15 protein-coding genes are annotated in these 21972 nt (G+C 67.5%); 4 read left to right on the forward strand and 11 right to left on the reverse strand.

Features of this window, described 5'->3' with window-relative positions:
* Positions 1 to 174 precede the first annotated feature (174 nt).
* From THSYN_RS02605 to THSYN_RS02615, 3 genes are all read right to left on the reverse strand, one after another.
* A complete protein-coding gene (locus THSYN_RS02605; RefSeq protein WP_100917766.1) occupies positions 175 to 3405 on the reverse strand; it encodes a DUF1156 domain-containing protein in 3231 nt (1076 codons plus the stop codon).
* A gap of 623 nt (positions 3406 to 4028) precedes the next feature.
* The gene (locus THSYN_RS02610; RefSeq protein WP_100917767.1) at positions 4029 to 4652 is read right to left on the reverse strand and encodes a DUF7680 family protein; all 624 of its coding nucleotides are present in this window, start codon (positions 4650 to 4652) and stop codon (positions 4029 to 4031) included.
* Positions 4653 to 4876: 224 nt separating this feature from the next.
* The gene (locus tag THSYN_RS02615; protein ID WP_100917768.1) at positions 4877 to 8128 is read right to left on the reverse strand and encodes an ATP-binding protein; all 3252 of its coding nucleotides are present in this window, start codon (positions 8126 to 8128) and stop codon (positions 4877 to 4879) included.
* A gap of 37 nt (positions 8129 to 8165) precedes the next feature.
* Between THSYN_RS02615 and THSYN_RS02620 the strand changes: the two genes are divergently transcribed.
* Positions 8166 to 8774, forward strand: coding sequence for a hypothetical protein (locus THSYN_RS02620; protein WP_100917769.1), 609 nt, complete (start codon positions 8166 to 8168; stop codon positions 8772 to 8774).
* Complete coding sequence (locus THSYN_RS02625; RefSeq protein WP_100917770.1) at positions 8771 to 8953, forward strand: hypothetical protein; 183 nt, start codon at positions 8771 to 8773, stop codon at positions 8951 to 8953. Before THSYN_RS02620 ends, THSYN_RS02625 begins: the two co-directional genes overlap by 4 nt.
* A 939-nt stretch (positions 8954 to 9892) precedes the next feature.
* On the opposite strand, the gene hisS is transcribed toward THSYN_RS02625, so the two are convergent.
* The 6 genes from hisS to THSYN_RS02655 form a co-directional block, all read right to left on the reverse strand.
* Complete coding sequence (gene hisS / locus THSYN_RS02630; protein ID WP_157817412.1) at positions 9893 to 11296, reverse strand: histidine--tRNA ligase; 1404 nt, start codon at positions 11294 to 11296, stop codon at positions 9893 to 9895.
* A gap of 208 nt (positions 11297 to 11504) precedes the next feature.
* Positions 11505 to 11732 carry a zinc-finger domain-containing protein gene (locus tag THSYN_RS02635; protein ID WP_100917772.1) on the reverse strand — a complete coding sequence of 76 codons (228 nt, stop codon included), beginning with the start codon at positions 11730 to 11732 and terminating at the stop codon, positions 11505 to 11507.
* A gap of 37 nt (positions 11733 to 11769) precedes the next feature.
* On the reverse strand, positions 11770 to 12693 hold the full coding sequence (locus THSYN_RS02640; protein ID WP_100917773.1) for a branched-chain amino acid transaminase: 924 nt from the start codon (positions 12691 to 12693) through the stop codon (positions 11770 to 11772).
* Positions 12694 to 12759: 66 nt separating this feature from the next.
* Positions 12760 to 15627: a bifunctional [glutamate--ammonia ligase]-adenylyl-L-tyrosine phosphorylase/[glutamate--ammonia-ligase] adenylyltransferase gene (gene glnE, locus THSYN_RS02645; protein ID WP_100917774.1), complete on the reverse strand. Its 2868-nt coding sequence runs from the start codon at positions 15625 to 15627 to the stop codon at positions 12760 to 12762.
* Entirely contained in the window at positions 15624 to 16553 is a 930-nt protein-coding gene (locus tag THSYN_RS02650) for a D-hexose-6-phosphate mutarotase (RefSeq protein ID WP_100917775.1), read from the reverse strand. The genes glnE and THSYN_RS02650 overlap by 4 nt, the downstream gene beginning before the upstream one ends.
* A gap of 129 nt (positions 16554 to 16682) precedes the next feature.
* Positions 16683 to 17102 (reverse strand): hypothetical protein, encoded by a 420-nt coding sequence (locus tag THSYN_RS02655; RefSeq protein ID WP_100917776.1) that lies wholly within the window; start codon positions 17100 to 17102, stop codon positions 16683 to 16685.
* A 166-nt stretch (positions 17103 to 17268) separates the two neighbouring features.
* Here THSYN_RS02655 and THSYN_RS02660 point away from each other — a divergent pair, with 166 nt between their 5' ends.
* Positions 17269 to 18489 (forward strand): TraB/GumN family protein, encoded by a 1221-nt coding sequence (locus THSYN_RS02660; protein WP_100917777.1) that lies wholly within the window; start codon positions 17269 to 17271, stop codon positions 18487 to 18489.
* A gap of 210 nt (positions 18490 to 18699) precedes the next feature.
* On the opposite strand, the gene THSYN_RS02665 is transcribed toward THSYN_RS02660, so the two are convergent.
* A complete protein-coding gene (locus tag THSYN_RS02665) occupies positions 18700 to 19290 on the reverse strand; it encodes a YqiA/YcfP family alpha/beta fold hydrolase (RefSeq protein ID WP_100917778.1) in 591 nt (196 codons plus the stop codon).
* 290 nt (positions 19291 to 19580) lie between these two features.
* Between THSYN_RS02665 and THSYN_RS02670 the strand changes: the two genes are divergently transcribed.
* Complete coding sequence (locus tag THSYN_RS02670; protein ID WP_100917779.1) at positions 19581 to 20576, forward strand: hypothetical protein; 996 nt, start codon at positions 19581 to 19583, stop codon at positions 20574 to 20576.
* A 174-nt stretch (positions 20577 to 20750) separates the two neighbouring features.
* Here THSYN_RS02670 and THSYN_RS02675 read toward each other — a convergent pair whose 3' ends face one another.
* Entirely contained in the window at positions 20751 to 21908 is a 1158-nt protein-coding gene (locus THSYN_RS02675; RefSeq protein WP_100917780.1) for a hypothetical protein, read from the reverse strand.
* Positions 21909 to 21972: the final 64 nt, after the last annotated feature.

Here is a 21972-nt window from a genome sequence, read left to right on the forward strand (position 1 = left end):
CACGCATGTGTCTGGCGCTCTGCGCCGGGACTTGGCAGCACACGCGGACCGCGTATCGAGACGACCCCATACTCAACTCTGCGTACCAGACCCCAGACCCCGCCGCACAGCGGCTGACACATGGGTGACACCGCAGAGCGGTGTCACCAGCGGATCACCGGGCCGCCCACCCGGCTACCCGGCCGCCCCGCGCAGCCCGAAGAGCGCGGTACGCGCCTGGCGCTTGAGGTCCGGGGAGCGCGCCTCGGCGGCCCAGACCTCCAGGAGGTCGAGGATACGCCCGGCGCGTTCGGCGGCGTGCTCCTGGAGATAGGCGCGGGCGACCGGGATATCGCCCTCACGGTAGACGGCGATCAGGCCCTGGAGGCGGTCCCAGTCGGTCTGGGGGTCGGTCAGGCGGGCGCCGTGGCGCTCCTCCGGCAGGGCCAGACGGAGTTTGGAGCCGGTGCGGACCAGGGGGGCCTGGTAGCCGTCGGTACCCTTGTCCCGGCCACGGGTACCGGTGGCCTGGTTGATGCCGATCTCCCGATCCTGGACCCGGTAGCCCCCGGGCTTGGCGTCCAGGGCAATGCCCAAGGAGCGGGAGAGGTTCAGGATGTCGTCATAGGCGACCTCGGACAGTTCCCAGATGCCGAAGATCGTCAGGGCCATGGCGGTCTCGCTGTCCAGGTCTTCCACCCGGACCTTGCCCTTGGTGATCTGACTGACCCGGCCCTGAGAGACCACGCGGCTGGCCTCGTTCATCGCCTTGACGGGGCTCACCAGGTCATCGCCGTCCTGCACCGGCCAGTGGGCGGAGAGGACCTGGAGCGCTTTGCCGTAGCTCGCGACCATCTCGTCCACCGGGTTGAGGCGCAGCGGCGCGAAGTCGGTGAGGCCCTGGCGGACGGCCGCCTCGATCTGGCGGCGGATGCCGGTCTGGCCGAAGGCGCTGTCCCAGATGGCGGTCTCGGTGCCCTGGGCCGGGCGCTTGCGGCAGGACAGAAAGATGGAACTGGCGGCGGCGGCCAGGTCCTTTTGGTGGGTGGAGTTCTCGCCCTCGGACTCGACCGGGAAGCAGGCGGTGATGATCCAGCCGGCATCGATCAGCGAGCGGGTGAGGGTCTCCCAGGCGTCCTGTGACTTGTGGTTGAACATCAGGGTGAAGAGGCCGTCGTCCTTGAGGGTGCGCCGGCACTCGCGGAAGATCTCGCCCATCATCCGCTCATAGGTCGCCTTGGCCCCGTCCGGTCCCCCGTCACGATGGGGATTGGCCACCGCCTCGGCCTTCTTGTCGGTCAGGCGCCGGTTGTAGACGCCGGGATAGAGGTCGCGCAGGGTGCGCCGTTGCCAGACATAGAAGTAATCGGACAGCTCGGCGTATTGCACGTTGTTGTAATACGGCGGGTCCATGCAGACCAGGTCCACCGATTCATCGGGAACCTGCGGGATGTGTGCCCCGGTGCCATTGAGGATGGTGACCGGCGGCTTACCGTCCGTCCCCTCCAGCACGGGTGCCAGCAATTCAGCCATGCCTTTGTAGGCATCGAGAACCTGAGATAGACCCCAGGCGGCGCCCGAGTTAGGGCCGGAAAATATCATCTCGCCGAAGGTCCATTTCAGCGAAAAATCATGGCGGCCGAAGGTACCTTTGACCACGCCGCGAGTAAACTCCCAGCGGGTCTGACGGCTGTTGTAGTCGAGCCCCTTGTCGATGGCGAATTGCAGATAGGTCACGACCGCCCGGCCGCGTTCAGGTCCTAACTCAGCGAGAATCTCCGGTTTGAGCTGGTTCAGGGTCTCGATCAGGGTTAGGTGGCCCAGCAGTTGCCTCGGGCTGAACATATCGAGCCAGTGGGTGATTCCGTAGCGCAACAGTCCATCGCGTTGGTCGCGGCGATGTCCGGGCGGGATCTCCTCGGTCGGGATCAGACCCTGATCGTCCCAGCTATTCCACTTGGCCTGTAAACGACGCTGGGCCTCTTCCAACGCGTCGAGGTCGCGTTGATTCGGCGGGCGGAAATAGCGAGCCTTGGTGGTCTTAATCTCGCCCTTGCGGGCGCCGCTGGTATAGCGCAGCGGTTGACCGTGGCTGTCGAGTTTGGGTTCCAGGCGCACGGCCACCACGGCATAGAGTCGGTTTTGCCAGCCGTCCGGGCAGTCCGTCATCGCGGTCGGGTGCTTGGCGACGGCACGCGCCTGGCGCTTGATTTCTTCGCCGTCGATGGCCTGCTTACAGTGAACGCATTGGCCAGTGCCCCGATTGACGGTTGCGGCGTTCGGGTCCTCGCCGTTGGGGCCACGGCCGTGTTTTACCTGATAGGTCTGAAAGCCGACCTTACCGCGCTCCGGGATGACTCGAACTCCCCACGCGTCGCTGGCATCCTTTGACAGCCAACAGGTGTTGAGCAGCGGCGCCTCGCCGCCGCAGTGGGAACAGGTGACTTGGCGGTTGTATAGAAACGCGTCGAGGAACTCTGTAAGAAAAGGTCCACCTTCCTCTGGTGAGTCGGCGAACAGACGCTGTAAACGCGATAAATGCGGTTCAGCAATCGGCGATGGGGGAAACAGGTCGGCGATCTGATCGCGCATGTCCGCGAGCATGATTTGACCCCAATGTTCGATGTCGTCGTAAAGGGTCTTTCCATAACGCGCGGGATAGTCGAGCGTTGCATAAAGGATCGCAGTAGCGACCGGATTCAACTCGTTGGCAATGACCCGATGCCCAAGACGGAGCGCCTCGAACGGGATCGACCCACCGCCTGACGTCGGATCGAGGACAGTGAGACCGGTCGCCGCATAGTTGGGTAGATGGGTGTAGGCGCGAGGATAGAGATACTTGTCCTCAGGGGTGCGAATCTTGTGCCCGTTCTCGAACGCGATCCGTTCATTCGCCCATGCGGGGTCGGCCGTCGCCCTTTGGATGGGGAGTAGGCGGTCGATCAGCGGACGAAGCTCGGGCAACGGTTTGCACTCGGCCTCCCATCGCACCATTACGGGATCAGACCGCAGGTCAGGCTGCGCCTCCTGCAATCGCTCGATAATCCTGAGGTTCGCCTGACGGCGCACCTGTTCCTCCGCCAATGCCCGCAAGACGGGATCATCGACCGGCAAGACCTCAGGTCCCGCCCTCGATTCGATCCGTTCCAATAGCTTGCCTGTCAGGGTCCAGGGCTCGCCATGGACCAGCGCCTGAACGCGCTCAATGCCGAGCCGGCGGATGAAGGTCTCGGGGTCGGTCCCGGCCGGCAGCAGGGAGGACAGGATGGCGGCGCGGCTCGCCGTCAGCGGCCGGCGCGCCCACCAGACATGCAACCGATTGACCGGCGGCTGGAGCCCGACGCTCTGCTCCCGCTGCGTCTCAGCCCCAACCTGGTGGCAGGGAAATCCGGCCTCGATCAGTCGGGTGTCTGTGGTGTCTTCCATCGGATGTCCTCGAAGCCCTTGCCGAACGGGCGCAGTATCCCATAGGCTGCCGCTTCCATGTAGGAACGACTGAGCCTGGTGCGGGTTACCCGCAAGATGATCCGGCGGCCCGCCGATGTCACGCCCTTTCAGGGCTAAGACCCTAACGACAGACCACCCGGGGCGTTGCCCTGGGCTGGTATGTCGCGCCCCTTCGGGGCTAGGGGCGTCACGCACTGAAAAACCTTGGTGAGCGGGGCGTGACAACGGCTCTTTCCAGGTTGACCCCAACGGGGTCACACATACCAGCCCAGGGCAACGCCCTGGGTGGTACACGGCAATGATCTTAGCCCTGAAAGGGCGTGACAGATGACCGCACCGACACCCGCTCGGTTGCGACACGAAGCAGGTCCGGTGATAAGGCGAAGTGTCACGCGCTCTGCGCAGTGAGCGCGGGTGGCCGGAGTAATGCCAGGGCCTTGGTGACGAACGCAGGGATACCCCGGAGGATGTCGCCGTCATCGGTCTGCACCCCGGCCGCGGATTCCCAAATCGCGCTGTAGTGTCAATCTTAATCATTATGCCGGCCACATCACGAATGACATTCGTCGCGGCCCGGGGGCCGCTCCTACCCGGAGCGTCGCTCATGCCGCCAACCGCAGCCGCTCCAACATTTCGGCAACGCCCTTGTCGTCCGTATGTCCGCCCAGCATGGTCCGCAACCCGGAGAGCGCCCAGCGGTTGGCGATCGGGCCGAAACTGGTGGTCCGCGACAGCCAGTAGGCGGCCTCTTCACGGGTGAACTGGCGGACACGATAAGCGATCAGCTCCACTCGATCCAAGTCTTTGATGCGATCCTGCAAACGGAAGATCAGGGCGAGCTTGGCGCCGGCCTCCTCGTCCAGGGGCAGGTTGCCGCGGATACGCATCCCCTCGGCGGTGAGGTAGCGGGCAAGCTCCAGGGGGACCCCGGCCGGATCGGTGACGCCCTCGACGATGCGGCGCAGCAGCGGCAGGCAGCGGTGCAGCGGTTCGCCGCAGAGGTTGCCGCGCTCGATCAGGACGGGGCGGGCGCGGCGGCGCTGGCCGTCCGGCCCCGGGGCGCCCTCGTCCGGGTCGCGGTACTGGCGCTCTTTGACCACCAGCACGGGAACCGGGGCACCCTGCCACTGCGTGATGCGCAGGAGGAAGGGCGCCTTGGCGCTCTGTTTGGCAAGCCGCTCCGCGAGGTGTTTGGCGAGGTCGAAGGGTTCTTTTTTCTTGGCCATGGGCGGCTTCGTCATGTTTGCGGGAGCGATGGGCAGCGCTGCGAGACTGTGAAAGTATTCGCCGCCGCGCCAATACGCGCGGCCTTTGTAGGCTGGGTAGAGCGCAGCGAAACCCAGCAATCAACGCCTTACCGAGGCGCGGACGATGGGTTTCGCTGCGCTCTACCCATCCTACGGATTCACGCAAATAGCAAGTAGGATGGGCAGAGCGGGAGCGAGGCCCATCATGAAGCCTTCAGTTCGGCGACGAGCTTGCAGCCGGGCCTGGGCTCATTGATGACGATCTGGACCTCGGTCTCCGCATCCTGGGTGGTCAGGGACATCGCCGGGTCCAGCAGTTCGTCCAAGGCACGCACGTCATCGGGCTTGAGTTGATGCAGTTGCAGGGTGATCCGCCCGCCCTCGGGGAGCTTGAGACCGCTGACCTCCAGGTAATCGATAGTGGAGGTGCCGCCGGTCTTATAGATTCCCGCGAGCCCCCGTAACAGCGGCAGGACCTTCTTGCGCGCCTGCTCGCCGGAGAGTGACAGGGTTTCGTCCTTCGTGGTAACCCAACCCCGTGTCGCGGCCTCGGTCCTGGTGACGACCTGGTAGTCCGGGCTGACGGTCTCCAGCACCCATTCGTTGGCCCCGCGCAGGACACTGGGGTCGAGGCTGGGGTCCTTGTCCGGAGCATGGACATAGAGATAGTTGGCCTTGACCAGCTCGTCGATGGCGCGTCCCGTGTCCTGGACCGAGATGTCGCCGTGGGTCTGCGCGACCGCGGCGGCCACATCGGTGACGGAGCAATAGCGGGCCTGCACGATGGCCTCCTGGACCCATTTGCGGACCTGGGCGGCGTCCGGCTTGTCCACGGCGGTCCAGTTGCGCTGCTTGGCACCCTGGGGGGTAACCAGGCTCCAGCCCTGCTCGGCGAGGTCGATCGGGAGCGGGACCTCGTCCGTCTCGCGGGCGTAGAAGTCGGCCGGTCTCTCCGATTCGGCCGATCCCATGCGGAAAAGGCACCAGGCACCATGCCTGATGCCGGCACGGACCAGGGTGTCGAAGCTGCCCTTGTCCTCCAATACGGGCCAGTCACGGCGGCAGGCGAAGGCGCCGCGCAGGTCCGCAAGGGTCTGGTAATCCTTGTTCGCCGCGAAGAACAGCTTGAGGGCGGCACCGGCGGTCGCGCTGGTGACGGCCAGTTCGGCGGTGACGAGCTTGCCGTCGGCAAGCAGGACCTCGCGGATACTCTCGATCACGGAGCGTCCGCCCTCGCCGCCGGCCGTACTGATCTCGTGGCGGATGATCTTGCCGCCCTGGCCCGGATACCAGAGGTTGCGGTACGCCTGGGTGACGACGGTCAGCAGGGCCTGCTCGCGCTCCTTGGTGTCACGGTTGAAGGTCTGGTCGCTCAAGACCGCCTCCGACAGGCCGTAGCCGGCCGGGTTGTTCTTGAGCGTGCGCCGCGCCAGTACGTCGATGCCGATGCCGTTCAGACGCTCGCGCAGGTCCAGTGCGCGAGTGGCGGCGTTGTCGAGCATGTCATCGCCGGGGCGGTGCTCGCCGTTCACCTCGACCGTGTCCGGCACCAGTAGAAATACCAGATTCTGGTGCAGGCGGGGCTTGTTGGCGCCCGCCTGGGTGATGAAGTGCTCCGGTCGGACCGCCGGGCTGTCCAGGGCGACCAGGGCCAGCGTTGGCTTGGTGCCCTTGTCGGGGATACGTTCCGGAAGCTCGACCTCGGCAATGACCTCGAAATTCAGCGTGCCGGGTTTCACCACCTTGCGCGAGGTTTCGTGGATGAGTTGATCGACACCCTTGGTGCCGCGTAGCGCCCGGCGGATGTCGGCCAGGACCCGGTTGATCGAGACGCCGGTGCTCGCGTAGTAGCGGCCCTCGGTCTCCGAGTAGCGCAGGTAGTAGGCCTGGGAGCGCAGGGCGTCCAGGGCGGTTTCCACCTGGGGCGGGGTCATGCCCGGAAAGGCGGTGGCGAACAGTGCGTCCTGTTTGGCGATGCCGAAGACGTTGGAACCAAGCCCGTCGCCGAACCCTGCCAGGCTGTGCAGGAAGACGGTCTTCCAGGCGTATTCGTGCAGGGGGAAGCCGTCCGGGTGTGGATTGGCGCGATCGGCCAGGGCGGCGTTGCTGTGTTGCGCCTTGAGGTCGCCGCTGTCGGGGCCACCGATGTCGGCGTTGATGATCGGCATCAGCTCGGCACTCTCAGTGCGGCTCACCAGCTCGTCGGAGAGTCGCGGGTCGCGTAGATCCAGGTGACAGGCATGGATCATGGGTGCGGGGGAGCGGCGGCGCCAGAGGTTGGCGACCGTGAGCGCCAGGACCCGCAGCACGCCGCGGGTACCCTGAAAGCTCTCGACGGTGGCGAGCTTGTCGGTGAGATAGTCGATCAGGGTCGGGTGAAAGGGGTAGTGGGCGGTCAGGCGCTCCCGATAGGTCTCCTGCCGGGCCTGTTCGGGTAGCAGCAAGGCGGTACGCCGGTACATCTCCATGTAGGCGTCGGCCGCGGCGGCGGCGCCGCCCTGGTCGATGTGGACGAACAGGCGCCGTGCCAGCACCCGGGAGATCTCCTGGCCCCGGACCGGGACAACGGCGGTGGCGTCGCGCTGGACGACGCTGCGCACCTCGCCGTCCGCCGCGCGGGCGATCCCGAGTGCTTCCTCCTTCGATACGTCCTGGCCGCGGGCCTGGGAGACCAGGTCCTGGATCATCGCGGTCTGGCGGGCAAAGGCATCACGTTGACTGGCCAGGGTCAGGATCACGGCGAGCCCCGTATGCTCCTTGGCATACTGGAAGAGCGACATCAGGAAGGTTGCGACGCTGGCGCGTCCGCCCGGCCGGGCGGCCTCGATGCGGGCCGCGTAGGCGGCCAACTCGTCGAGCATGATCAGGACCTTGCGGCCCTTGAAGACGACATCGAAATACTCGTCCCCGGGGGAACCGAAGGAACTGGCGCCGGGGCCGATCGACTGATAGAGGGCCTCGCCGCCGATCTGGAAGGCGATCTCGCCCCACAGGGTATAGGGGATCAGCCGGGCGCCATGGGTCTCATGGATGGCGACCCGATCGCCCGCGATCCCGACCACCGTGACCTCGCCGGGGGCGAGCAGCAGGGCGGGATCGATCACGCCTTGGGCCGCCGCGGCGATGGCGGTGCCCTGGAAGGCCAGGTGGGTGGCGCCGATCAGGGTGTGGGTCTTGCCGCCCCCGAAGGCGCTTTCCATGCGCTGGATCGCCGGATAGGTCGCGTCCGTCCCGCCGAGCCGGCCGAAGCAGTTGCGCAGGACTTGGCGCATGCCTTCAGTGGGATAGGTCCCCTCGCCGAAGAAGGCCACCGGGTCCGTGTAGATGTTCTGGACCACATCGGGATCGCCCCGGTAGTGGTCGATGACCTGCATCAGGTTGGCGGTGAAGATCTCCGGGTTGAGGGTCCCGGCGAGCAGATCCGCGCGGGGCTGGCAGAATTCCAAAATCGACATCGGTGCGCTTCCTATCGAGGACCAATCGGCGCCCCGGATGGTAACCAAACGCCGCGGGCGCGTCGCGCCTGTTGTTGCGGGCTGGCTCGACTGGGAGGGCAGCCCGCTGGTGGTGGCCGACCACCTGGTCGACCTGCTCGACGGTCAAGAACCGGCCCCCGGCATCCCCGCGCTGGGACTCATCGCCCAGGCCGTCGAGCCGCTGGTCGGGGCGGCCCACCAGGGCCCCTTGGTTGCACTGCGTCCGCGCATGGGCTGGGGCGCCGACCCCGCACCCGCGCCGGCCGCGACCTGGCAGGACGGGCGCTCGCCCGAGGCCGTGGTGCACGAGCGCATCGTCGGCGAGGACACCTCGCTTCGGCCCGTCGCGCCTGCAAACGAAGGATTGCAGCACATGCCCGCGCAGGCCCCAACGGTCGGCGTAGCGCCCCAACGCGCCAAGACTGGTCTTGCTGCCATGGCCGTTAACCGGTGCCCGCCGCTTGCGAGCCTGGTTGGGGCGACAAAGCGCGCAGTTTGGGCCGACGAAGGAGGCCCAAGGCCCCAGGCGACTGCCCAGGCTTCTCGATCCGATCCGGCCCCGCTAAGATGGTCTCGTCGGCGGTCATCGCACCGCCCCTTGCCCGCGGAAGGTGATTCCACATGACCGACATCTCAGTTGCCGAGGCCAAGACCCGGCTGACCGGCCTGATCCATTGGGGTCTGTGGGACACCATCGCCGACTGGCGCACCCAGACCGCTTTCGACTGGCCGGACCTGACAGCGGAGGAGGTCGACGGATGGCGCGATCCCTCGCCCGGGAGGGTCTTCGATTGGACCGACTGAGGTTCCTGCTCGACACCGATATCCGGTCGCAGTCCGTAGGGTCCGCTGTGCGGACCCTTCGCACGCTGGGTCCGCGTGGTTCGGTCCGCATAGCGGACCCTACCCGGCTGGGTCCGCGCGTGGTTCGGTCCGCACAGCGGACCCTACCGGGCTACCGGACGTTCTCGCGGACCGGGCGTCGTTGTCGTTGTCGTTGTCGTTGTCGTAATCGTGGTCGGATTATTCGATTACGACAACGACAACGACAACGACAGCGTACCCGGGATCTCGGGCGCCACATCAGTGCTGATCGCACCCGTGGCGCTGCGTGCGTTGGACGAGGGCTGCGATGACCAGCAAAATGAAAGACGGCAGCCGCATCCTCGCGGCGGTCCACGAAACCGCCCAAGACCTGCATGTTGCCGGCTTCATCGACAAGCGGCGTATGCGGCATTTCGATGCCCTGTGTCTTGACCCCATCCCCACCTATACCGGTGAGGGTATCCGCGCCTTGCGGGCACGCTACCAGTTGAGCCAGACCGTGCTCGCCTGCGTTTGCTCAACCCACACCGGCGGGGTTATTTGCGAGATCGCGCCGCACTGGGGTGCGGCGCTCCCAGGCCGGGCTGGACTGGAAGTGAGGCTTAACCTAATGGCAGTGAGACGGCGCGTGGGAACGAGAGTGGCGCCAACTGTCGGCGTAGCGCTCCCAGGCGCCGGGACTGTGCAAGAATTCCCCGTGCGCCGTCGGCGCTTCCATCCGGCTGAAGCCTCGACCTCCGGTTCGGGCCTGATCGCCCGGGACGTCGAGGCTTGCGACTGGTCGGCGCTGATGCTGGAGGAGGTCGACGGGTGGCGCGATCCCCGCGGGCCCACGGGGCCTTCGCCGAATGCCGTTAGGTCCCAGCGCTGCTCATCCGAGCGGACGCAAGCGCCGGCGAGGCAGCGGGCCTGTTGCCGCTACCACGCGATCCCGCAGAGACCTAATACCCGGAGTTTCTCGGTCACCCGCGCTGCGATTTCCGGCAGCGGGATTTCCTCTACATCTTTCTGCGCGAAATCCTCGGTCAGATACTTGAGTTGGACCTGCCCTTGCGACAATTCCTGGTCTCCCGCGATGATGACCAACGGAATTCCTTTGCGCAGTGCATATTTCAACTGTTTGCCGAGCCGTGCTTCCTCGGTGAAGACTTCCGTTGCGATGTTTGCACTGCGCAAGGCGTTCGCGATCTTCAAATAGTCCGGCAAGTGCTTCTTGTCGAGGCTCGTGACGAGTACCTTCGCCGGGGTAGAGGCCCGTGGTTTGACAATCTTCTTATCAAGCAACTGTGCCATCAGGCGCGTCAGGCCGATTGAAATTCCCACGCCGGGCAATTTTTCATCGGCAAAGAAACCGGTGAGATCATCATAGCGGCCGCCGGAGCAGATACTCCCGATGGCCTCATGCCCCACCAGCAAGGTCTCAAACACCGTGCCGGTATAGTAGTCGAGACCTCGCGCCAAACGCAGGTCGATCTTGAAATGGGTCTCGGGCACTCCAAGTTCGCCGACCGCTTTGACAACGACGCCCAACTCTTCTACGCCCAAGGCGAAATCCTTATCCGCGTTGGCGTCATGATCCTTCAACCACTGAAGGGTCTCGGCCGTGGCCCCGCCGGCACCAAAAAAGAATCCCGTAACACGCTCTACCACGTCCGGGGACAGGGTCGTTTGTGCAATGAGTACCTTGTTCCAGTCTGCCGGCGGATGGCGATCGAGTTTATCGATAACACGCAGGCCGGCGGCGCTCGTATCCCGATCTACTCCGTAATGTCTCAAGAAGCCTTGGAGAATCTTCCGGTTGCTGATACGAATAATGAACTCACCGATGGCAAGCGAGCGAAAGACGTCATAGATGACGGCCGGCATTTCGGCGTCCGCGAGCAGGCTGAGTTGCTCGCGCCCGATGATATCGATATCGCACTGGTAGAATTCGCGGAAACGCCCGGCCTGGGCCCGTTCTCCTCGCCAGACCTTCTGAATCTGATACCGTCGAAAAGGGAATGAGAGTTGTGACGCGTAGGAAGCGACATAGCGCGCCAAAGGCACGGTCAGATCGAAATGCAGGGCGAGATTGGAATCCGAGGCCTCGGCGCCGTCCTGCTGCCCGAGCAAACGCGAAATCGCGTAAATCTCGCGTTCCGCCGCCTCGCCGCCTTTGGAGGTCAGCACCTCGACGCGCTCTACCGCGGGGGTCTCGATCGGAGAAAAGCCGTGCAGTTCGTACGCCGCGCGGATGCGGCGGATGAACTCCTGAAGAATCAACTGCTGTTCCGGAAGAAATTCAATAAAGCCGCTGATCGGCAATGGGGCTGATTTCGCCACGCTGGCAGAACCTCTCAATTAATCCGGTAAGATATGAAAACACCGAGGTGCGCGACCCCTCCCGGCAGCTTGAAGAGCTTATCGGGCGGAAAGTCGCGTCCGGCCTTTACCAGTCTGTTAGTGAAGGTGTACGGGAAGCCGTGCGCCGGATGGACGAACCGGATGGACGCGACGCGCCGGGCCGAACGGTGCCCGGCGCACCCCGGGGCTAGTCGATCAGCCGATACCGCGCCCCGCAATAGGGGCAGATCGCCTCGTGGTCGGGCTCGTCCGCGATCGGCAGATAGACCCGCGGGTGCATGTCCCAGAGGCTGTCCCCCGGGCGCGGGCAGGCGAGCGGCAGCTCGGCGCGGGTGACTGGGATGAGCGGCTGCACCGCGGCGGGGGCAGCGGGTAGCGCGGTTCCAAGCGGGGTCTGGGTGATGGCCGGTACCATGCGGGTTCTCCGTCGTGTGCGGGGCGCGGGGGCGGGTTCAGACCAGGTTCAGCCATTCCGGGTGGGTGTCCCGGCGACCGTGGACCTGATCGAAATAGAGTGCCTGGAGACGCTCCGTGATGGGGCCGCGCCCGCCCTTGCCGATGGGCCGGCCATCGACCTCGCGGATCGGCGTGACCTCGGCGGCGGTGCCGGTGAAGAAGGCCTCGTCGGCGATGTAGACCTCGTCGCGGGTGATCCGCTTCTCGACCACCTTGAGCCCCAGTTCGTCGCACAGTGTGATGACGGTGCGCCTGGTGATGCCGTCCAGGGCGGAGGTCAGGTCCGGGGTATAGAGGACGCCGGCGCGCACGATGAAGACGTTCTCGCCGCTGCCTTCCATGACATGGCCGGAGGTGTCGAGCAGCAGGGCCTCGTCATAGCCGTCGCGCACCGCCTCCTGCAGGGCCAGCATGGAGTTGGCGTAGCTGCCGGTGGCCTTGGCGCGGCACATGGTGACGTTCACATGGTGCCGGTTGAAGGACGAGACCCGGATGCGGATGCCGTTCTTCATGTTGTCCTCGCCGAGATAGGAACCCCACTCCCAGGCGGCGACGACACAATGGACCTCGAGATTGTCCGCGCGGATGCCCATGCCCTCGGCGCCATAGAAGCAGAGGGGGCGGATATAGGCCGAGGCGAGCTGGTTCTCGCGCACCACCGCGCGCTGGGCGGCGATCAGGGTCGCACGGTCCCAGGGCATGGGCATGGCGAAGATGTGGGCGGAGTTGAACAGCCGCTCGGTGTGGTCCTCCAGGCGGAAGATGGCCGCGCCGCGGTCGGTCTCATAGGCACGGACCCCCTCGAAGACGCCCATGCCATAGTGCAGGGAGTGGGTGAGGACATGGACCTTGGCCTCACGCCAGGGCACCATCTCGCCGTCCAGCCAGATCAGACCGTCGCGGTCCGCCATCGTTGCCATTCTGCTACTCCGAAGGGTCGGGCCGATGGCCCCACCCTGTTGATCTAAAAAAGGTTCGCCGGGAACTCAGTCCCCCATCAGGTCCCGCCACAGCGCGCGGACCCGCGCGCGCTCCGGGACCAGTTGGTCGTCCGCGACCGTCTTGGGCTGGTCCTGCAGGGCACTGCGGTGATAGGCACCGCGCAGGGCCTTGTAGGCGGCCGTGAGGTCCGCGGCCGTCGCGCCGGGCAGGAGATCGAGCCGCGCCAGGGTCTCGAGCTGGCGGATATTGTCCGTCCAGTCGGCCAGGGCCGGGTGCGCGGCGGCCCAGCGCAGGACCGAGTATTGAACCATAAACTCGATATCGGCAATACCGCCGCGTCCCTGCTTGAGGTCGAAGCGCCCGCGCTCGCCCTTGTCCAGGCTCTCGCGCATCCGTTGGCGCATGGCGCGGACGTCCTCGCGCAGCCGCGCGGGGTCGCGCGGGCGGCAGATGGTGGCGCGGCGCACGGCGGCGAAGCGCGCGGCGAGCCCGGGGTCCCCGGCCACCGGCCGGGCGCGGATCAGGGCCTGATGCTCCCAGGTCCAGGCGGCCGTCGCCTGGTAGTCCGCGTAGGCGGCGAGCGAGCGCACCAGCATCCCCTTGTTGCCGTCCGGGCGCAGGCGCATGTCGACCTCGTAGAGGATGCCAGCGGGGGTGCGGGCGGTGATCATGTGGATCAGGCGCTGGCCGAGCCGGTTGTAGAATTGCTCGGCGCTGGTCGGCTTGGGGCCATCGGTGTCGGCGCCGGGTTGGTCGCCGCCGTGGAGCAGTACCAGATCCAGGTCCGACCCGTAGCCCAGCTCCAGCCCCCCCAGCTTGCCGTAGCCCAGGACCAGGACCCCGGTGTCCCCGGCGCCGAGCCCCGGGGGGCGGCCGTGGCGCTCGGCCAGGTGGGCGAAGGCCAGGGACAGGACCCGCGCGACGGCGACCTCGGCGACCTCGGTCAGATAGTCGCTGACCTTCATCAGGGGCACGCCGCCGGTCAGGTCCGCGGCGGCCACCCGCAGGATGTTGCCATGCGCGAACTGGCGCAGCCGCTCCAACTGTTGCTCCAGGTCGTCGGGGTCGATGGGGGCGAGCAGGGCCTCGAGTTCCACCTCCAGATCGGCGCGGCGGTGCAGGGCATAGAGCCGGCGTGGGTCGATCAGCTCATCGAGCAGCAGCGGCTGGCGGACGATCTGCTCCGCGATCCAGGGGCTCATACCGGTGAGCCGGGCGAGTTGGGCGAGCGCCATGGGCCGCTCGATCAGCATCGCCAGATAGGCGGTGCGCCGCACCACCGACTCCAGTACCTTGAGGACCCGCTCCAGGGCCAAATCCGGGGCCTCGCTGGCGGCGATGATCCGCAGCGTCAGCGGCAACAACTGCCGCAGCCGCTCCGCCCCCCGGGTGCTCAGGCCCTTGCGGGCGCAGGCCTCGCGAAAGGCCGTCAGGCGCACCAGGGCCGCCTGGGGGGCGCTGAAGTGGTTGGCGGCCAGGATCTCCAGGGCGCGGCACTCCTCCAGACAGCCGCTCCAGAGCGCCGCGAAATCCGGGTCCTGCCCCGGGCCCTCGGTCTGGGTGGCGCTGAAGACCTGGTCGAATTGACCCTGGACGCGCCGCCGGTGCCCCTCGAGCACCGCCGCGAAGGCGCCCCAGTCGGGGAAGCCCATGGCGCGCGCCAGGCGCAGGCGGCCCGGGTCGTCCGCCGGCAGCAGGTGGGTCTGCTTGTCCTTGTAGGCCTGGATCCGGTTCTCCACCAGGCGCAGGAAGCAATAGGCGGCGTCCAGGTGGGGGACGGCGGAGGCCGGCAGCAGGTCGCGCTCGCCCAGCAGCGCCAGGACCTGGCGGATGGGGCGGACCTGGAGCGCCGGGTCACGCCCGCCGCGCACCAACTGGAGCGCCTGGCCGATGAACTCGATCTCGCGGATGCCGCCGGGGCCGAGCTTGATGTTGGCGTCCATGCCCTTGTGGTGCAGTTCCTTGGCGATCATCTGCTTCATCTCGCGCAGCGACTCGATGGAGCCGAAGTCGAGATAGCGCCGGTAGACGAAGGGCCGCAGCAGGTCCTCCAGGGCGGCGACCGCGGCCGGGTCGCCGGTCAGCACCCGCGCCTTGATCATGGCGTAGCGCTCCCACTCGCGCGCCTGGGACTGGTAGTAGTCCTCGAGTGCGTCCAGGCTCATGACCAGGGGGCCGGAGTCGCCGAAGGGGCGCAGCCTGGTGTCCACGCGGAAGACGAAGCCGTCGGCGGTCTGGGCGTTCAGGGCCTGGACCAGGCGCTGCGCCAGGCGCACGAAGAACTGCTGGTGGTCGAGCGGGCGCGGCCCGTCCGTCACCTGGCCCTGGGCGGGGTAGGCGAAGATGAGGTCGATATCCGATGACAGGTTGAGCTCGCGCGCCCCGAGCTTGCCCATGCCGATGACCAGCAGGCACTGCGGCCGACCTTGTGCATCGCGGGGCGTGCCCAGTTCCGCCCGGGTCCAGTCCTGGAGCCGGTCCAGGGCCGTGCGGATGCAGCAGTCGGCCAGTTCCGAGAGGTCCTCCAGAGTCTCGTCGAGCCCGGCGAGCCCGCCGATGTCGCGCCAGATGATGCGGGTCTGCTCGCGGCGCCGGACCACCCGCAGGGCGCGCTGCAGGGCGGCCTCGTCCGGGTGGCCGGGCAGCGCGGCGGCCAGGGTCGCCGCGACCCGGGCGGCGAGGTCGCCGGGGGCATAGGCACGCCCCAGGTCGCCGCAGTCCAGGAGCGCCGCGAAGTCCGCCGGGTAGCGGGCGGCGCCTTGGGCGCAATACTCGCTCGCCTCCCAGACCCGCGTCCTGACGGCCTCCAGGTCGGCGGCGAGCGGCACCATCCGGCCCTGCGCCTGCGCCCACGCGAGCCACTCCTGCCAGAGCCGGTCCGGGGCCTCACCCAGTGCCGCCAGGCCACTCATTCCAGCGGCTCGATAGCGTACTCGGCCGCCAGCCGCGCCTCGCCGCCGCCCGGTATCCCGATCACCTCGGAGGCGGCGTTGACGGTCTCCACGCACAGCATGATCCGGTAGTCCCCGTCGTCCAGGTCCGCCATGGCGCGGGCGGTCGCGACCCAGGGGTTCCAGACCACGGTGGTGGCGCTGTGGCGGCTGCTGATACGGATGCGCCGCGCGAGTACCGGGTCCTCGATGGTCAGGACCGGGGGCACTGATTCGTAGATGCGGTTGACCTCGGCGGCCACCCTGAGCGGCCCGTCCTGGGTGAGGATGGCGTCGTTGGCCCCGGCCGCCTTGTCGATATAGTCGCACCCCGCAAGCCCCAGGACCCGCGCCTGGGTCGCGTCACCGACCCGGAAATAGCTGTGCAGGCCTTGGGTGATCTGGAAGGATCGGTCGCCGGCATTGCGCGTGATCAGCTCGACGGTCAGGGTCGACCCCACGGTGATCTCCACCAGCAGGTTGAAGTGATGGCGCCACAGGACGCGCGTATCGGCATCGTCGGCCAGGCCCAGGGTGACGCGGGTGGCCCCGCTCGGCAGGGCGGCGGTGGCGAGGATGGACCAGGGCAGCCGGCGGGCGAACCCATGGATCCCCCGGTCCGGTACGTCCAGGTCCGCGGTATCCGGGTCCGCCCCGAACCAGGGCCAGCAGATGGGCACGCCGCCCTTGATCTCCTTGCCGGGGGCGAACCAGGCCCGCTCGCTGACGAACAGCAGGTCATCCGGTGCCCCCGCCGGGCAGTAGGACAGGACCTGCCCGCCGTGGGTCGAGATCAGGGCGTTGGCGAGGCCGTTGTAGACCTCGATCATGGTCAGGCCGCCGCGGCCCACGGCGATGCGCAGGGTCCCGGGGAGCCCGAAGTCGGCATTGAGTGCGTCGATATCCAACCTGAAGCCTCCGGAGTTGGGAGCCGGCCGCGGGTGCCGGCGCGGGGCGCAAAGCGGGAGGGTACCCCGGGCGGGCGGAAACGGGAAGGGCAGGGGCGCCGCGCGCCTGCCGATCGCCATGTGAACGCCCTATTTGAACGCAGGCAGTCCGGAGACCAGCCACCAGTTCTTGAGGTCTTTGTCATACTGCCAGACTTGCCGGTCGGTGAGGGTCATCATGCTCTGCCGGTCTTCATGGAGGTAGTCGATGGTGACGATCTGGGTCGCCTTGCCCTTGTCCGCCTCCATGGGCTGCTGCACGACCTCGTAGCCCGTGAGACGCAGGTCCTTGTACAGGGCCGGCAGGTCCTTGCCCTTGCGCAGGGCGGGGTCCACGAAGCCGTAAGCGGTCTCGAAATAGCCCCAGCGGATGGCGGACTCGTAGCGGGCGGTCGCGGCCTGTAGGGCCAGGGCGCGCTGGTCGTTCATGACGACGCAACCGCCGCCCACCAGGGCGCAGAGGGCGAGGACGAGGACGAGGATCAGTCGGCCGACGGGTTGGGGGTTCATCCTGGTTACTCGGCATGGTAAGGGTAGCGCCCCGGCGTGGCGGCGCGATCGACATGACCGCCCCGGGGCTGACGGCGATTCTACGGCATCGCCCCAGGCCCACCAACGTGGCGTCGGCGTATGATGGCGCGGCCACGCCTCGCGCCCGCCCGACCAGGATCCATCCATGCCGCAACCGCCCAGTGCCCCGCCCAGCGCCCCGGCGGCGCAGCCCCAGTGCGAGCGCACCATCGGTGCGGCCCGCGTCACGCTGCTGGGCACCGCCCATGTGTCGCGGGTCAGCGTCGCCCAGGTCAGTCGGCTGATCGAGGGCGGCGATTACGACGCGGTGGCGGTGGAACTGTGCCGCAGCCGCTTCGCCGCCCTGACCGATCCGCAGGCACTGGCCGGCATGGATCTCTTTTCGGTCATCCGCCAGGGGCGGGTCTATATGGTCGTGGCCAACCTGGCGCTGGCCGCCTATCAGCAGCGCCTGGCTGACCAGTTCGATATCGAGCCAGGTGCCGAGCAGCGCATCGCCGTGCGCCTGGCCCAGGAGCGGGGGCTGCCGGTGCTGCTGATCGACCGCGAGATCGGCGTGACCTTCCGACGCATCGCGGCGCGCCTGGGCTGGTGGCGGCGCACCACCCTCTTCGCCGGGCTCCTGACCGCCCTGCTCTCCGGCGAGAAGGTCACCGCGGACGAGGTGGAACGGCTCAAGGAGGGGGATGTGCTCGAGACCGCCTTCGCCGAGTTTGCCCAGGACCGCGAGGACCTCTTCGTCCCGCTGATCGCCGAGCGCGACCGCTACATGGCCGCCAAGCTGCGCCTGGAGGCGCAGCGCGTCGGGGCGCGCCGCGTCCTGGCCGTGGTGGGGGCCGGCCACCTGGCCGGCATCGCCCGCGACCTGGATGCAGCCCCGGGGGACCCGCAGGCCTGCCTGCGCGACCTGGAACAGGTGCCGCCGCCGCGCCGCGGGCCGTCCGTCCTGCCCTGGCTGGTCCTGGTGCTGGTGCTGGGCGGGCTCGCCTGGGGCTTCGTGCAGAGCCCGCAACTGGGCTGGGACCTGGTGCTCTCCTGGGTCCTCATCACCGGCGGGCTCTGTGCCCTGGGCACCCTGATCGCCGGCGCTCACCCGCTGACCATCGCGGCCGGCTTTCTCGCGGCACCGCTCACCACGCTCCACCCCGCCATCGGCGCCGGGATGGTCACCGGGGCGGTGGAGCTGTGGCTGCGGGCGCCGAGCGTGGGCGACTTCAGCCGCCTGCGTACCGATGCCGCGACCCTCGGCGGCTGGTGGCGCAACCGGGTGGCGCGGGTCTTCGTCGTCTTCCTGCTGAGCAGCCTGGGGGCGGCGCTCGGGACCTATGTGGGCGGGGTCCACATCGCCAAACGGCTGCTTGCCTGAGCCCGGCCCCGGTGGCTCGGCCCGCACAGCGGACCCTACGGGCTCTTCGCGCCGTTGTCGTTGTCGTTGTCGTTGTCGTTGTCGTAATCGAGGTCATCGTAGCGCCGCGGATTTTCCCGCACCGCAAATTGCATCGCTTCTGCGATCACGACAACGATAGCGACAACGACAACGACAACGATTGCGTGTGACTTGTTCTTGACTCGTTACTCAGCCCGCTTGCTGCGACTCCCGGCGCTGCGTGCTCAGGTGCGTGCGGATGCAGTCGATCGCCTCGTCCAAATGCTGGAAGGCGTGGTCGCCCCCGTCCCAGATCAGCAGCCGGCCGCAGCGCCGGTAATTTGACTGCGCGATCCGATAGTCGATCACCTCGTCGCCGCGGTCCAGGAAGAGCGTGGTCGGCACCCCATCGCAGGGGTCGGCGAGGCCGTAGGCGCGGGTGGCCTCGATCAGCTCCCGGGTGATCTGGTAGGTTTCCCCGTCCGCCGTGGTCATGGTCTCGCCCAGATGGGGCGGGAGCAGGTCCCAGGGGGTCAGGGCCGGATTGATCAGGAACAGGTGCGAGAAGGCGAAGCGGCGCGCCAGCCACTGACCATAGAATCCGCCCATGGAACTGCCGACGACGGCCGGGCACGCCGGCCCCAGGTCAGCGAAGAAGGCGGTGAGGCGCGCCACCGCGGCGGGCGGGCGGTGGGCCTGGTAGTCCGGCGCCAGTACCGGGTAAGGCGAGAGGCGTTCACGCAGCGCCGCGGCCTTGGCCGAGCGGCCGGAACTGTTGAGTCCGTGGAGATAGACGAGCATGAGGTCAGGGTTCGGGGTTCGGGGTTCGGGGTTCAGCGGCTAGTGATGGGGTGCCCGGACCATTGACCGCGCCGCTGCCGTAGGGTGCGCCGTGCGCACCACGGCGCCGCCCGAGACGCTGACGGCAGCACCCGAGCGCAGCCTCTCAAGGTGCGCGCGGCGCACCCTACGCCTAAATGGTCCGAACAATTGCGCCTGGTGGTACTGGTAACCAGGGAGAGGGAGGAGATCCCTGTACAGGCTTGCATCATACTAGCCACTGACCACCAGCCACCAACCACTATACAGCCATGGCAAAACGCCGGATCGACGCCGATAACCGCTTGACGGAGCGCCTGGCCGGGCTGCGGACGGCCGTGGCGGATGGCGGGGCGACCCTCGAGACCCTGCGTCCGGCCCTGGCCGATCCCAACTACCGCCTGGTCGCCGCCGCGGCGGGGTATGCGGGCGACGGGCTCCTCTACCCACTGGAGCCGGACCTGATCGCCGCCTTCCGCCGACTGGCGGACGGGCCCCACACCCAGGACCCCCAGTGCACCGCCAAGGGCGCCATCGCCCGCGCCCTGGTCGCCCTGGACTGTGCCAATGTCGAGTTCTTCCTGACCGGCATCCGCCTGCGCCAACTCGAACCCGCCTGGGGCGGCAGCCAGGATACCGCGCTGGACTGCCGCGTGAGCTGCGCCATGGGTCTGGCCGCGACCGCCTATGCCCGCGCCCTGCCCGAACTCATCCGCCTTTTGGCGGACCCGGAACCCCGGGTGCGGGCCGGGGTGATGGACGCCATCGCCTGCTGTGAGCCCATCGCCGCGGAGTCCGTCCTGCGCACCAAGGCACAGTGCGGCGACCCCGAGCCCGAGGTCACGGGCGCCTGCCTGCTCGCCCTGCTGCGGCTGGACGCGGCCCCCTGCGCCGCCTTCGTCGGGACCTTTCTGGACCGGGGCGACCCCACCCTGCGTGAACTGGCGGCCCTGGCCCTGGGCGAGTCCCGCCTCCCGGAGGCGCTCACCGAGTTGCGGACCCGCTGGGACGCCGAGCCCTACAAGGGCGCGGCCGAGCAGGTCCTGCTCAAGGGTGCCGCCCTGCACCGCAGCGAGGCCGCCTTCGACTGGCTGCTGTCCCTGGTCGCCGACGGCGAGCACCGCATCGCCGAGCGTGTTCTGCGCGACCTGACCGCCTATCGCGGCAACGAGCGCCTGCGCCAACGCCTGGCCGCCGCGCTCACCGCCCGCCAGGATGCCGACCTGATCGCGCTGCTGGCGCGGGTGTGGCCGGCGGGTGCCGAGTAGGGGATCAAGACCAATGCCGACCTCAAAGGTAACGAAAGAGCCCCGGTATGGTTCGCTACGCCGTGTTTGATCATCGTCTCGGCCACCGGGTGTCGATGTATGCGCGAAAAAGCATCGCCACCGCCGGTCGCCGCCTTACCGTGAAAGTCAGGCCGGCCCCCGGTGGGAGCGGCTTCAGCCGCGACGCGACCTCGCAAACTGCCGTGGCCCCCGACCGGCCGCGCTCGCTCCGCACAGCATGGCCGCGGATTCCCCGTAGGGTCCGCTGTGCGGGCCAACGACACCGCAACCCGCGCGCTTGATGTCCGGCCTTGAGCCGATCAGGTTCCGCCGACCATAGGCCTGCCACCAGGGCCAGACAAGGAACGGCACCAATAGGGCAAGCGGAGCGGGTGCGGGGGCTGCGGCCTGGGTCGCCGGGGCGAATAGCGGGCTCAGGGGCAGGGTGAAGGGCGCGGGGGGGATGATGCCGCCGCTCCCAGCCACGAGGTCGTGCAGACCGACGACGTACTGGATGTCCGGGTCGAACTTGGTGGACTCGAATGGTACCCATTTATCCTGACTGCTGCTGTAGCGGCCGGGCAGGTAGCCGGTGGTGCCGCCGAAATGGACGGTGCCTTTGCCGAGCGTGCCCTCGATCTGGGTATCGACCAGGTCGTCGATCAACAGGTTGCAGATCTGGATCGCGGTGACGACTGCATCCGGCCAGTCCGTCAGTACGTCGAAGTCATTGAAGTCGTCGAAGTCGATCAGGGTCGCGGTGGCGTCGTTGTCCGTGCTGTAGACCTCATGGTCAGGCGTGTAGCGCCAGTTCGTCCAACCCAGGGTGTCCAGGTACAGGCGTGCCCCGAAGGCCTCACTGGTGGCGGCCTCGAAGATCGCCAGGTCGGGGCCGGGCAGGTTGGCGAGTCCCTTGCCGTCTGACCAGGCCAGTTGGATGGCGTCGCGCGGGTTGCCTGAGGTCGGGGGAAAGTTCGCGTCATGCCCCAGGGTGACCGCGCTGCCGGGCCGGCCGGTGGTGGCCGAGTCGGCGCTGTAAGTGGACTGGAAGGTCGGAACCAGGAAGCGGGTGCCGAGTGAGTCGGGGATGGTCCAGGACGGTGAGGTCCCGCTGTGCAGGGCCGTGCCATGGTTGGTGTCGTAGCCGCCGCTGACGATGTCGGTGCTGGTGGTGACATTGTCGGTATCGAAATCGATGCCGGCCACGCTCGCCGGGGCACTGCGACCGCTCCCCGGCGCCAGGCTCAATGCGGAGCAGAGCGGCAGGGCGAGCAGGGCGTGGGGAACCCGGGGCATGGGAAGAAAACGCGAACCATGGTGCTGGTTGGTCACTATCAACTCCAGTTATCCGTTGCGAGGCGCACGGCGCCTGACACCTGCGTGACACCGCGGCAGC

Source organism: Candidatus Thiodictyon syntrophicum, assembly GCF_002813775.1.
Classification (GTDB): Bacteria; Pseudomonadota; Gammaproteobacteria; order Chromatiales; family Chromatiaceae; genus Thiodictyon; species Thiodictyon syntrophicum.